We start from the raw sequence: 12,887 nt of genomic DNA on the forward strand, positions 1-12,887 counted from the left end.
ATCCAAGCTTGCCAAAGACATGGGTTGTCACAAAATATTTATATTTTTCAAAATGTTGGCAGCCTTCATTGATGAGTGCTGCCAACGTTGCGACTAGCGCTTCAGATGCCGGGTCAGCCGGGCTTCCAGCCATGCCCAGACATGCCGCAGCGTTTCGACGATCGTCAGGTAGAAGATCGCGGCCCAGAGATAGGCCTGATAGTCGAAGGTGCGGGAAAAGGCGTAGCGGGTCTGGCCCATCAGGTCGAAGACCGTGACGATGGAGACCACCGCCGAACCCTTGATCATCAGGATGATCTCATTGCCATAGGGACGCAGCGCCACGATCAGCGCCTGTGGCAGGATGATCTTGCGGAAAGTGACGAGTTTCGACAGGCCGAGCGAGGCGGCGCCCTCATGCTGGCCGCGCGGCACGCTGCGGATCGCGCCGCGCAGGATTTCGGCCTGATAGGCGGCGGTGTTGAGGGTGAGCGACAACAGGCCGCAATACCAGGCCTCGCGGAAGAACCACCACAGGCCGACGGTTTCCAGCCCCTGGCGGAAACTGCCGAGGCCGTAATAGATCAGGAAAAGCTGCGCCAAAAGCGGCGTGCTGCGGAAGACGTAGACATAGGCATAGGCCAGCGCGCCGATGATGCGGTTTTCCGACATGCGGCCGAAGGCGATCGGCACGGAAAGAATGGCGCCGAGAATGATCGAGCTGCCGACGAGGGTGATGGTGGTGATGAGACCGTCGATATAGCGCGGCCCGTAACGCTGGAATTTGTCCCAGTCCCAGCCCTCGATCATGGCGAAGATCAGCCCGGCGGCGAGCAGCAGCCAGAGCGTGATGACGGCGATGCCGACGATGCGCGAAATATTGAGCGGTTTGTCCGCGACAGCCGGGGCGGGGCGGGGGGGAATGAGTTCCTGAATATGGCTCATCGGCTTACCTCCGACTTGCGCGACCAGCGATCGATGAAGCCGATGCCGATGGACGAAAGCAGCGCGAGGATGAGGTAGAGCAGGCAGGCGATGCTGTAGAAGAAGAAGGCTTCCTTGCTGACGCGGGCGGCGATGCCGGTCTGGCGAACGATATCTGCAAGGCCGATGATCGAGACGTAGGACGTGTCTTTGAGCAGGATGACCCAGAGATTGGTCATGCCGGGAAGGGCGATCCTGACCAGCTGCGGAATGATGATGAGCACCATGGTGCGGCCCCGCGAAAGCCCCAGTGCCGCACCCGCCTCATATTGCCCCTTCGGTATGGCCTTGAAGGCGGAGAGCAGCACTTCGGACGCATAGGACGAAAACACCACGGACAGCGCCACCATGCCCGCGACGAAGGCGTTGATCTCGACCGGACCGGTGATGCCGACATAACCGGCCACCGATTGCAGCAGCATCTGGATGCCGTAATAGACGATGAAGAGCGTCAGCAGTTCCGGCAGGCCGCGGAAGATGGTGGTGTAGATACCGGTCGCCAGCCGCAGCGATTTTTCTTCCGATTGCGCGGCGAGCGCGATGAGGAAACCGATCAGCAGCCCGACGGGCAGGGTGGCGAGCGCCAGCGAGATGGTGACCTTGACGCCGAAGGCGATTTCATCGCCCCAGCCCGCATCGCCGCAGGCGACCAGGGTGCCGTTTCCGAAAAGCGAGAAGAGACCGACCGGCCCGCAAAAGGGATCGAGAAGTGTCGAGACATAGGTCCAGAACGCACCTATGGCGGAAAATGCTCCGCTCATGCCAATTTTCCCCTGCGGTCTTAAGCCGCCGTGATTGTTATCGTGACGTTTTCAAACAAAAATGGCGGAAGGGCAAGCCTTCCGCCACGAGATTTCAACAGATCGAACGGGCTTACTCGCCGTAAACGTCGAAATCGAAGTATTTTTTGTTGATCTCCTGATACTTGCCGCTGGCGCGAATGCCGGCGATGGCGGCGGTGAACTTGTCGGCAAGCGCCGTGTCACCCTTGCGGACGGCGACGCCCGCGCCATTGCCGTTGATCTCGACATCGACCGGAAGCGGCGTCAGGATCTTGCAGCAGGCGCCAGCATCCGTCTTCAGCCATTCCGACAGAACCACGATATCGTCGATGACGGCGTCGATACGGCCATTGGCGATGTCGAGCTTATACTCGTCGGCGGTCGGATACATCTTCACGTCGGCATCCGGGAAATGCTTTTCGGCATAGTTGGAGTGGGTGGTGGAACCCTGCGCGCCGAGCGACTTGCCCTTCAGATCGTCGACGGACTTGATCGGCGAATCCTTCGGCACGGCGATGGCCGGCGGGGTGTTGTAATATTTCTTGGAGAAGTCGACCTTCTCGAGACGCTCGGGCGTGATCGACATGGACGCGATGATGGCGTCGAACTTCTTGGCCTGAAGGGCGGGGATGATGCCGTCCCAGTCATTGGTGACGAACGTGCATTCGGCCTTCATTTGTTCGCACAGCGCCTTGGCGATGTCGATGTCGAAGCCGGTCAGCGTGCCGTCGGCTTCGAGATTGTTGAAGGGCGGATAAGCGCCTTCGGTGCCGATGACGATCTTGTCCTGCGCGAGGGCAGCACCTGAAAACAGCGAGATGGCGGCAATCGATACGGCTGCGAGCAGACGGGTGGAAATAGGCATTTCGATCCTCTCTTTTGGTCGTTCATCCGCGGTCTGTTGTTGTTTTCAGTGCGGACGCCATGGGCGCAGGGCGCAGCGGATGATACCGCCTGTAGCCTTCAGCGCGGATGCGATTATTCATCCGGTTGGTCAAAAAATGCAACTGCAATATTAGTGACCGCGATTGTGCCGCAGAGCTTCCACGAAAACGCCTTGATCTGTTCATTTCCGGTACAGAAGGCTTTGGTCATCATGGGAACCGAAGTGTGTGCGAGGCGTTGACCAGCGCCTGCACGCGCAGCCGGAATCAAGATGTCGCAAGACTGGCGACCAATAATGGCAGATGAGGAAACACCGATGCTGAAGAAGAACACATTGCTGACGGGGGTGGTTTTCCCCCTCATGTCGCTGGCGATTGCGGCGGAGCCGGCCGCGGCCGGTTTTGCCGGTGCTGCGCGGGCGCAGACGCCCGTGTCGCAGGCGCTTCCCGGCGGTGCGGCGACCGGCCGGGTTATACTGGCGCAGGCGCAGCCGGAAGAACCGAACCCGGAAGAGGAACTGCGCAAGCGTCGCAAGCAGGCCGAAGAGGAGCAGCCGCAGGCCGAGCCGCAACGACAGGAGCGTGCGCCGGAGCCGCAGCGCGAACCGGAGCCCAAGCGCGAAGCCGCGCCTGCCGAACCGCGCCCTGAGCCGCAACGGGAGCCGCAGCCCGAACCCCAGCGGGAGCCGCAGCCCAAGCCCCAGCGGGAACCGCAGCAGCGCGAGGCCCGCCCGGAGCCCGCGCCTGCCGAGCAACCGCAGGAGCGTCCCCGCAAACCCGAACGCGCGCAGGAGCCGCAGGGCGAGGGCGAACAGCGCCCGGCACGCCAGCGCGAGGCCGCACCCGAAGCCGCACCTGCCGAAGAGCAGCCGAAGGAACGTCCGCGCAAGCCGGAACGGGCTGAGCAGCCCGCAGGTGAGGGCGAGCAGCGTCCCGAGCGTCCGCGCAAGGAGCGCGCGAAGGAACCTGCTGCGGAACAGGAGCCCGCAGCACGCCCTGAAAATGCCGGCGAGCCGGCCAAGCCCCGCGAACAAGCACCTGCCAAAAAGCCACCGGTAGAGGAAAAAGCCCCGGAACAGAAAGCCGAACCGGCCGAAAAAGCCGTTCCGGAGAAAAAGCCGGCCGCCCCCGAGCCCGCCGCGAAGGAAGCACCGGTTCCGACCGAAGCGCCGACGCCCGCGCGTCCGCCGGCACCTGAAGCCCAGCCCAACCCCGCGCCGGGCCGTCAGCCTTCGGAACAGCCGCCGGTAGAGGGTCAGGGCAGAACCGAACCCGCAGCCCCGCTGCCAGGCGCGCCGACGCCGCCGCCGAGCGGTACGACAACCGGACAGGCGCCGGCCGGCGAAACCGTCCCCAATCAGGTTGCTGTTCCGCAGACGGAAGCGCCGCCGATGACGAAGGAAGAGCTGGACAAGGCAAAGGCAATCGCCAAGGACCCGTCCAAGACCGCCGATACCGTCATTCTGCCGGTCGACAAGGGCGCCGCCGTTCTCGACAGCGACAAGGAAGTGGAACGTTCCGGCAACCGCCAGACCCGCGAGGAGCGCCGTCGCGAACGCGAGCAGGCCGGTGACGTGAAGGTTCCGACCTCCGACGCCGAGGCGCAGCGCGCCGGCGCCGCCGAAGGCAAGGCCCCGCCGCCGCCCGTCAAGATGGAAGCCATCACCTCGCAGCAGGGTGAGCGTGTCGACCGCCGCCCGCAATATGAGCGGCCGGAAGGCGTGCGCGAATGGCAGCCGCGCGAAGGCCGTCCGCGTGACCGTGACCGCGATGCGCCGATCATCCTGCAGTTCGGCGACCGTGTCGTGGTGCGCGGCGACGACAACCAGCGCTTCATCCGCGATGGCGGCGAGCCCTATTACGAGCGTCTGCCCGGCGGCCGTGTCCGCGAAACCGTGGAGCGCCGTGACGGAACGCAGGTGGTGACCATCCGCAATCGTTACGGCGACGTGATCCAGCGCTCGCGCATCGACGATCGCGGCCGCGAATATGTGCTGTTCTATGCGCCGGAGCTGATGGAAGATCCCGACCGCGACTACGTCTATCGCGATCCGGGCCTCGACCTGCCGCCGATGCGCCTGCGCATTCCCGTGACGGACTACATCATCGACACCTCGAGCGATCCGGACCGCGATTATTACCGCTTCCTGGAACAGCCGCCGGTCGAGCCGGTGGAGCGTGTCTATTCGCTGGATGAAGTGCGTTATTCGGCCCGTATTCGCGACAAGGTGCGCCGTATCGACCTCGATACCATCACCTTCGCCACCGGCAGCGCCGAAATCCCGATGACGCAGGCCCGTTCGCTGCGCAAGGTGGCGGATGCGATCAACAAGGCGCTGGACAAGAACCCGGGTGAAACCTTCCTGATCGAAGGCCATACCGACGCCGTCGGTTCGGATGAAAGCAACCTCGTTCTTTCCGACGAGCGCGCCGCTTCCGTCGCCAATGTCTTGACCGATGTTTACGGCATTCCGCCGGAAAACCTCGCGACCCAAGGTTATGGCGAGCGTTACCTGAAGGTCCAGACGCTCGGCCCGGAACAGCAGAACCGCCGCGTCACCATCCGCCGCGTGACGCCGCTGGTGAAGCCGGTCGCCCAGAACTGATTGGGTTCGACAGGAAAAACAAAGGCCCGGAAGCGCAAGCTCTCTGGGCCTTTTTCATTGGGACAGGCTTTCCAAATACGCGACGTCATCCTCGCCCTTGTGGCGAGGATCTAATCACGTTTCCTCCAGTCGAGACGTAGCAGATGCTCGGGACAGGCCCGAGCATGACGGGGGACGTGTTTGTTCCAGCCGCCAAAGCTCCGACAGCAATCTCTTTGGGAACGGCCCGAAGAGGAGATGTGTGCCCTCAGTTCAGAGCCACCGCGATTTCCGCTGCCAGCTGCGCATTGTTGCGCACCAGCGCGATATTGGTTTCCAGGCTGCGGCCATCCGTCAGGCGGAAGATGTCGCCAAGCAGGTAGGGGGTGACTTCCTTGCCGGTGATGTCGTCGCGTTCGGCGTGGGAGATGGCGCGGTTGATGTAGATTTCCATCTCTTCACGCGGGATTTCGTCTTCCTCCGGCACGGGATTGGCCACCAGCATACCGCCATCGATACCCAGCTGTTCGCGGGTTGTCTGGAAATTGGCGATTGCCGCCGGGCTGTTGAGCGAGAGCGGGCTCGGCAGGCCGGAGGAGCGCGACCAGAAAGCCGGGAATTCTTCCGAGCCGAAAGTGACGACCGGTACGCCATTGGTTTCAAGAACCTCGAGCGTCTTCGGAATATCGAGAATGGCCTTGGCGCCGGCGCAGACGACGATCACGCCGGTCTTCGCAAGCTCGGTCAGATCGGCGGAGATGTCGAAGGTCTCTTCCGCGCCCTTGTGTACGCCGCCAATGCCGCCGGTGGCGAAAACGCGGATGCCGGCGCGGGCGGCGGCGATCATGGTGGCGGCCACCGTGGTAGCACCCGTGCGGCGCTCGGCGATCGCGAAGGCGATATCGGCGCGCGAGACCTTCATGGCGTCGGTGGTCTGGGCAAGCGCTTCGAGCTGGTCTTTCTCAAGGCCGATATGCAGGGTGCCGTGAATGACTGCGATGGTAGCCGGAACCGCACCCTGATCGCGGATGATCTGTTCGACGCTTTCCGCCATTTCGATATTGCCGGGGTAAGGCATGCCGTGGGTGATGATGGTCGATTCAAGCGCCACGATCGGCGCACCGCGCTGCTTGGCGGCGGCGACTTCCTGAGAATAGACGATGGGCAGGAGCGGGGAGATTGGGCGGGTCATTTCATCTGTTCCAGTTTTTAAAAGCGGGTTCATGCCAGCATTTCAGCCTGGGGAACAAGCCCCAACATGGCTTCGACACTGTCTTTTGATAGTTCGTGGGAGGTGGCGAAGGGCGATTGTACGGTGATGGCTGCTGCCGCCGCGCCCTGCCTCAACGCTTCCGCAATCGTCTTTCCCTCGGCGATGGCGGCAAGATAACCCGACGCCATGGCGTCGCCCGCACCGGTCACGTCCTTCACCTCGCGGATGAGGGGCGGATGGAGGATCGCCGTCTCCGTCCTGCTGAAGGCCACCACCTCGCTTGCGCCGCGGGTAACGACACCGCCGGCAAGCCCGGCCTTGCGCAGGATGTCGGGCCAGTCGCGGACATTGGCCGTCGTTTCGCCGGTCAGCGCGCGGGCTTCCGCCTCGTTCATGAAAAGGATGTCGATATCGCCGAGCGCCGCTTTCAGCTTCACCGCCTTGGCGGGGGATATGGCGATGGCCGCCAGCGGTTTCTCGCAGGCGCGGGCGACGAGGCCGAGCGCCGTCAGCGTGTCTTCCGGCAGATTGGCGTCGCAGAGCAGGATGTCGCTCGCCGTGATCGCCTCGCGCACGGCGCGTATCTTGAGGCGGCGCGGGGTGAAGAGCTTATAAAGGTCCATATCGGCCAGCGCGATGACGAGGTTGCCGTCACGCTCCAGAATGGCGGTGTAGCTTGGCGTGCGGCGGTCCAGGAAGGTGAAGGGCGTGTCTTCCACGCCCGCCTGCCGTGCGGCCTCCGCCACCGCCTCACCGGTCGCGTCGCCGCCGCGCGGGGCGATGATGCGGACCTGAAAACCGAGGCGGGAAAGATTGCGCGCGGCGTTGAAACCGCCGCCACCGGCCTCTTCCATCCAGGAACCCGGGTTGCTCGCGCCGGGCGCCGTCTCAGTCTCGATCATGCCGCGCCTGTCGATATGCGCGCCGCCCAGAACGAGTATTTTCTTCACGCTTGCGTTTCCCTCTTTGGCGGATGGAAAGACCGGACGATTCGGCCTAAACTGACGTCTTCCTGACCTCGCATCCGGTTTGCGGCCATGGGCCGGGCACGGAAAAACGAAAGCAGAACAAACGACTTATCGCTATTTGTTTTCAATATGCTGGCTTAGCCTTGCGAAATGAGAACAAATAGAGTACATACCGTTTCCATACTGCTTCATTGCCTGTGCGGCTTCAATAACCTAAAGGTGGTTCGGATGGCACAAAATTCTTTGCGTCTCGTAGAGGATAAATCGGTGGATAAAAGCAAGGCACTGGAAGCGGCGCTCTCCCAGATCGAACGGTCGTTCGGCAAGGGATCGATCATGAAGCTCGGTTCCAATGAAAACGTGGTTGAAGTGGAGACCGTTTCGACGGGTTCGCTCAGCCTGGATATCGCGCTCGGCATCGGCGGTCTGCCGAAGGGGCGCATCATTGAAATTTATGGCCCGGAAAGCTCCGGTAAAACGACGCTGGCATTGCAGACCATTGCCGAAGCGCAGAAGAAGGGCGGCATCTGCGCCTTCGTGGACGCCGAACATGCGCTCGATCCGGTCTATGCCCGCAAGCTCGGTGTGGATTTGCAGGGCCTTTTGATCTCGCAGCCCGACACGGGCGAACAGGCGCTGGAAATCACCGATACGCTGGTGCGTTCCGGCGCGGTTGACGTGCTGGTCGTCGACTCCGTTGCGGCGCTGACGCCGCGGGCCGAAATCGAAGGCGAAATGGGCGACAGCCTGCCGGGTCTTCAAGCGCGTTTGATGAGCCAGGCGCTGCGCAAGCTGACGGCTTCGATCTCCAAGTCGAAGTGCATGGTGATCTTCATCAACCAGATCCGCATGAAGATCGGCGTCATGTTCGGTTCGCCGGAAACGACGACGGGCGGTAACGCTCTGAAGTTCTATGCGTCCGTTCGTCTCGACATTCGCCGCATCGGCTCCGTCAAGGAGCGCGAAGAGGTTGTCGGCAACCAGACGCGTGTGAAGGTCGTCAAGAACAAGATGGCGCCGCCCTTCAAGCAGGTGGAATTCGACATCATGTATGGCGAAGGCGTTTCCAAGACCGGTGAGCTTGTCGATCTTGGCGTGAAGGCTGGCATTGTCGAGAAGTCCGGTGCATGGTTCTCCTATAACAGCCAGCGTCTGGGGCAGGGGCGTGAAAACGCCAAGATATTCCTCCGCGACAATCCGGAAACGGCCAATGAGATCGAACTGGCGCTGCGCCAGAATGCCGGCTTGATCGCAGACCGTTTCCTGCAGAATGGCGGCCCGGAAGCCGGTGACAGCGACGGTGACGACGGCTGATTTGGGTTATGCCGCGGGGTGTTTTCCGCCCGGCTGCTGCGCTGGATATGAATTGGCATAACAAAAAGGCCGTGCGATTTGCCTCGCATGGCCCTTTTTGTTTGTCGGCGCGCCTTCGCGGGCCTCCATGGCTGGACAGGGCCGGGTGCGGACGATAAAAGCCAGTGATTTTGCAATATAGCCATCCTTCGGGGTGGAAGTGATGGACTCCAGCTGTGAGCGGTGTGTGGGCATGAGCGGTGTGAATGAAATTCGGTCGACCTTTCTCGACTACTTCAAGAAGAACGGACACGAGATCGTGCCCTCCAGCCCGCTGGTGCCGCGCAACGATCCGACACTGATGTTCACCAATGCCGGCATGGTGCAGTTCAAGAACGTCTTCACCGGTCTTGAAAGCCGTCCCTATTCCACGGCCGCTTCGGCGCAGAAATGCGTGCGCGCCGGCGGCAAGCATAACGACCTCGACAATGTCGGTTATACCGCCCGTCACCACACCTTTTTCGAAATGCTCGGCAATTTCTCCTTCGGCGATTATTTCAAGGAAGAGGCGATCACCCATGCCTGGAACCTGATCACCAAGGAATTCGGCATCGACCGCAACCGTCTGCTGGTCACCGTCTATCACACCGACGACGAGGCCTTTAACCTCTGGAAGAAGATCGCCGGTTTCTCTGACGACCGCATCATCCGCATTCCGACCAGCGACAATTTCTGGGCGATGGGCGATACCGGCCCCTGCGGTCCCTGTTCGGAAATCTTCTACGATCATGGAGATCATATCTGGGGCGGCCCGCCCGGCTCGCCGGAAGAAGATGGCGACCGCTTCATCGAAATCTGGAACCTCGTCTTCATGCAATATGAGCAGCTGACGAAGGAAGAGCGCATCGACCTGCCGCGCCCGTCGATCGACACCGGCATGGGTCTTGAGCGTATTTCCGCGCTGTTGCAGGGCAAGCATGACAATTACGATACGGACCTGTTCCGCGCGCTGATTGCCGCTTCCGTGGAAGCGACCGGCGTTCCGGCCGAAGGTGAAAAGCGCGCCAGCCACCGCGTCATCGCCGACCATCTGCGTTCGTCCGCCTTCCTGATCGCCGATGGCGTTCTGCCGTCGAACGAAGGGCGCGGTTATGTCCTGCGCCGCATCATGCGCCGCGCCATGCGCCATGCCGAACTTCTCGGCGCGCGTGAGCCGCTGATCTACAAGCTGCTGCCGGCGCTGGTGCAGCAGATGGGTCGCGCCTATCCGGAACTGGTCCGTGCCGAGGCGCTGATTTCCGAGACGCTGAAGCTTGAGGAAACCCGTTTCCGCAAGACGCTGGAACGCGGCCTGTCGCTGCTCTCCGACGCCACCTCGACCCTGCACAAAGGCGACATGCTGGATGGCGAAACCGCCTTCAAGCTTTACGACACCTATGGTTTCCCGCTCGACCTGACGCAGGATGCGCTGCGCGCCCGCGAAATCGGCGTCGATATTTCCGGCTTCACCGACGCGATGGAGCGCCAGAAGGCCGAAGCCCGCTCGCACTGGGCCGGTTCCGGCGACAAGGCGACCGAGACCGTCTGGTTCGAGCTCAAGGAAAAGCTCGGTGCGAGCGAATTCCTCGGTTACGACACCGAAACCGCCGAAGGCGTCATCCAGGCAATCGTCAAGGACGGCAAGTCGGTGGAAAGCGCTGCCGATGGCGAGACGGTGCAGGTCGTCGTCAACCAGACGCCGTTTTATGGCGAATCCGGCGGCCAGATGGGCGATACCGGCGTGATTTCCGGCGACAATGGCGCCTTTGCCGTTTCCGATACCCAGAAGAAGGGCGAAGGCCTCTTCGTGCATTTGGGCACGGTCTCCAAGGGCGGTCTGAAAGTTGGCGATGCCGTTCAACTGACGGTCGATCATGACCGCCGCTCGCGCCTGCGCGCCAACCATTCCGCCACCCACCTGCTGCACGAGGCGCTGCGCGAAGTGCTCGGCACACACGTTGCCCAGAAGGGTTCGCTGGTTGCGCCCGAGCGCCTGCGTTTCGACGTTTCGCATCCGAAGCCGATGTCGGCCGAGGAGCTGAAGGTTGTCGAAGAAATGGCGAACGAAATCGTGCTGCAGAACTCGCCGGTCGTGACCCGCCTGATGAGCGTCGACGACGCCATTGCCGAGGGCGCCATGGCGCTGTTCGGTGAAAAATACGGCGACGAAGTTCGCGTTGTCTCCATGGGCACCGGCCTGCATGGCGCAAAAGCCAATCGTCCCTATTCCGTGGAGCTTTGCGGCGGCACGCATGTGGCGGCCACCGGCCAGATCGGCCTCATCCGCATTCTCGGCGAAAGCGCCGTCGGTGCGGGCGTGCGTCGTCTCGAAGCCGTGACCGGGCAGGGCGCGCTTGCCTATCTGGCCGAACAGGATGAGCGGGTGAAGGCGCTCGCTTCTTCGCTGAAGGTGCAGCCGGGCGATGTACTGTCGCGTGTCGAAGGTCTGCTCGATGAGCGCAAGAAGCTTGAGCGCGAGCTTGCCGATGCCCGCCGGAAGCTTGCCATGGGCGGCGGTGCGGCGGATGCCGGCGCAAGCGACGTCAAGCAGGTCGCGGGCGTCAACTTCCTGGCAAAATCCATGTCCGGCATCGATGCCAAGGACCTCAAGGGACTTGCCGATGAGGCCAAGGCCAATCTCGGCTCGGGCGTCGTGCTTCTGATCGCCGTTTCCGAAGATGGCAAGGCAAGTGCTGTCGCTGCTGTGACCGAAGATCTGACGGCCCGTTTCAGCGCTGTCGATATCGTCCGCACCGCTTCCGCCGCACTTGGCGGCAAGGGCGGCGGCGGCCGTCCCGATATGGCGCAGGCCGGCGGCCCGGATGGCGCCAGGGCGCAGGATGCCATCGAAGCGGTGGCGGCGGCGTTGGCTGCCTGATCGGCCTGAATTGAAGAGGGCGGGGTTTTACCCCGCCTTTTTTGTTTCCGCCTTCAAAGGCAAGACGGTTGCGCGCCGAGGACGCGACGGAGGGAAGCGATGCGCTTTGTAAATCCTATTCCTTTCGTGCGCGATATCGGCCGTTCGAAGGCGTTTTATCGTGACAGGCTCGGCCTGAAGATCATCGAGGATTTCGGAAACTTCGTCCTCTTTGAAAGTGGTTTTGCAATCCATGAGGGGCGGTCGCTCGCGGAGACGGTCTGGGGCACATCGTCGGGCGCGGAAGAACCCTATGGCAGACGGAATATGCTGCTTTATTTCGAACATGCGGATATCGATGCGGCCTTTCGAAATATCGCGCCGCATGTGGAGCTTATCCATCCTCTCGAGCGACAGGCCTGGGGGCAGAGGGTGTTTCGTTTTTACGATCCGGACGGACACGCGATAGAGGTCGGGGAGCCGCTCGGCCAGTCCGGTACATAACCCGCCGCGATGATCGATCGGATGTTCGATTTTCGGGCGGGCTATCGTTTATAGGTAGCGGCGCGGCTGGCCGGTCTTATCCGGTTGCTTGCAAGTCCTTCGCCGCTTCCTCGTCGAGCTGGGCGGCCCGCTTGTAGGCCGGGCGGTCGGTGAGGTGGGCCATGTAGTCGAGAAAGGCCGGGCGTTTTTCGATGGTGCCGAAATGCAGGCCCCAGCCTATATGGGCGCCGACATAGACATCCGCCGCCGTGAAGAGATCGCCGGCGATGAAGCGGTTTTCGCTGACGGCCCGCTCAAGCGTATTCATCACATCCGCATAGCTGCCGCAGCCGGCCATGCGCAGCTTCTCCTTGGGCACTTCGAAACCCATCGCCTTCATGCTCGCCGCCATTTCCAGCGGGCCTGCGGCGAAGAACATCCAGCGATAATAAAGCCCGCGCGCCTTGGGTGTGGGCGCAAGGTTCGCGCCGGGAAAGGCATCGGCGAGATAGGCGCAGATCGCCGCCGCCTCGGTGACGATGGTATCGCCGTGTTTGATGGCGGGCACCTTCGCCATCGGATTTATCAGCCGGTAGGCGGGCGATTTCATCGAGGTCTCGAAGCCCAGTATTTCCGTTCGGTAAGGAACGCCCACTTCCTCAAGCATCCATCGCGCGATGCGTCCGCGCGACATGGGGTTGGTGTAGAAGATCAATTCACTCATGCTTTTGCCTCCCCAAGCAAAATCGTTGAAGCATCATGGGAAAACCGATGCGGATTTCGCGCCTGCGCTTCGCATTTTTAAAGTTCGCAACATCCT

At 62.0% G+C, this 12,887-nt stretch carries 10 protein-coding genes; 4 read left to right on the forward strand and 6 right to left on the reverse strand.

The features are described 5' to 3' along the window. Positions 1–93: 93 nt before the first annotated feature. From ACQZ5G_RS00420 to ACQZ5G_RS00430, 3 genes are all read right to left on the reverse strand, one after another. The gene (locus ACQZ5G_RS00420; protein WP_125146936.1) at positions 94–924 is read right to left on the reverse strand and encodes an ABC transporter permease; all 831 of its coding nucleotides are present in this window, start codon (positions 922–924) and stop codon (positions 94–96) included. After that, entirely contained in the window at positions 921–1,724 is an 804-nt protein-coding gene (locus ACQZ5G_RS00425) for an ABC transporter permease (protein ID WP_059760406.1), read from the reverse strand. Before ACQZ5G_RS00425 ends, ACQZ5G_RS00420 begins: the two co-directional genes overlap by 4 nt. A gap of 112 nt (positions 1,725–1,836) precedes the next feature. Further along, entirely contained in the window at positions 1,837–2,610 is a 774-nt protein-coding gene (locus ACQZ5G_RS00430) for an ABC transporter substrate-binding protein (RefSeq protein WP_003525132.1), read from the reverse strand. A gap of 336 nt (positions 2,611–2,946) precedes the next feature. Here ACQZ5G_RS00430 and ACQZ5G_RS00435 point away from each other — a divergent pair, with 336 nt between their 5' ends. Continuing rightward, a complete protein-coding gene (locus ACQZ5G_RS00435) occupies positions 2,947–5,235 on the forward strand; it encodes an OmpA family protein (protein WP_448736663.1) in 2,289 nt (762 codons plus the stop codon). Positions 5,236–5,482: 247 nt separating this feature from the next. Here ACQZ5G_RS00435 and ACQZ5G_RS00440 read toward each other — a convergent pair whose 3' ends face one another. Beyond that, complete coding sequence (locus ACQZ5G_RS00440; protein ID WP_065655925.1) at positions 5,483–6,406, reverse strand: pseudouridine-5'-phosphate glycosidase; 924 nt, start codon at positions 6,404–6,406, stop codon at positions 5,483–5,485. 29 nt (positions 6,407–6,435) lie between these two features. Further along, positions 6,436–7,377, reverse strand: coding sequence for a carbohydrate kinase family protein (locus tag ACQZ5G_RS00445; protein ID WP_448736664.1), 942 nt, complete (start codon positions 7,375–7,377; stop codon positions 6,436–6,438). Between the two features lie 246 nt (positions 7,378–7,623). Between ACQZ5G_RS00445 and recA the strand changes: the two genes are divergently transcribed. The 3 genes from recA to ACQZ5G_RS00460 all read left to right on the forward strand — a co-directional run bounded on the left by recA (position 7,624) and on the right by ACQZ5G_RS00460 (position 12,088). Further along, the gene (gene recA / locus ACQZ5G_RS00450) at positions 7,624–8,709 is read left to right on the forward strand and encodes a recombinase RecA (protein WP_003525161.1); all 1,086 of its coding nucleotides are present in this window, start codon (positions 7,624–7,626) and stop codon (positions 8,707–8,709) included. A gap of 232 nt (positions 8,710–8,941) precedes the next feature. Continuing rightward, on the forward strand, positions 8,942–11,605 hold the full coding sequence (alaS, locus tag ACQZ5G_RS00455; RefSeq protein WP_448736665.1) for an alanine--tRNA ligase: 2,664 nt from the start codon (positions 8,942–8,944) through the stop codon (positions 11,603–11,605). 99 nt (positions 11,606–11,704) lie between these two features. Next, entirely contained in the window at positions 11,705–12,088 is a 384-nt protein-coding gene (locus tag ACQZ5G_RS00460) for a VOC family protein (protein ID WP_448736666.1), read from the forward strand. A 76-nt stretch (positions 12,089–12,164) separates the two neighbouring features. On the opposite strand, the gene ACQZ5G_RS00465 is transcribed toward ACQZ5G_RS00460, so the two are convergent. Continuing rightward, complete coding sequence (locus ACQZ5G_RS00465) at positions 12,165–12,791, reverse strand: glutathione S-transferase family protein (RefSeq protein WP_059760392.1); 627 nt, start codon at positions 12,789–12,791, stop codon at positions 12,165–12,167. Between the last annotated feature and the right edge of the window lie 96 nt (positions 12,792–12,887).

The sequence above is a fragment of the Agrobacterium sp. 22-214-1 genome, assembly GCF_053522465.1.

What these genes read in the sequence shown, in the direction of transcription:
- alaS (WP_448736665.1), top strand. Translation starts at nt 8,942, where the DNA reads ATGAGCGGTGTGAATGAAATTCGGTCGACCTTTCTCGACTACTTCAAG.
- recA (WP_003525161.1), top strand. Translation starts at nt 7,624, where the DNA reads ATGGCACAAAATTCTTTGCGTCTCGTAGAGGATAAATCGGTGGATAAA.
- ACQZ5G_RS00420 (WP_125146936.1), bottom strand. Translation starts at nt 924, where the DNA reads ATGAGCCATATTCAGGAACTCATTCCCCCCCGCCCCGCCCCGGCTGTC.
- ACQZ5G_RS00460 (WP_448736666.1), top strand. Translation starts at nt 11,705, where the DNA reads ATGCGCTTTGTAAATCCTATTCCTTTCGTGCGCGATATCGGCCGTTCG.
- ACQZ5G_RS00440 (WP_065655925.1), bottom strand. Translation starts at nt 6,406, where the DNA reads ATGACCCGCCCAATCTCCCCGCTCCTGCCCATCGTCTATTCTCAGGAA.
- ACQZ5G_RS00430 (WP_003525132.1), bottom strand. Translation starts at nt 2,610, where the DNA reads ATGCCTATTTCCACCCGTCTGCTCGCAGCCGTATCGATTGCCGCCATC.
- ACQZ5G_RS00425 (WP_059760406.1), bottom strand. Translation starts at nt 1,724, where the DNA reads ATGAGCGGAGCATTTTCCGCCATAGGTGCGTTCTGGACCTATGTCTCG.
- ACQZ5G_RS00435 (WP_448736663.1), top strand. Translation starts at nt 2,947, where the DNA reads ATGCTGAAGAAGAACACATTGCTGACGGGGGTGGTTTTCCCCCTCATG.
- ACQZ5G_RS00465 (WP_059760392.1), bottom strand. Translation starts at nt 12,791, where the DNA reads ATGAGTGAATTGATCTTCTACACCAACCCCATGTCGCGCGGACGCATC.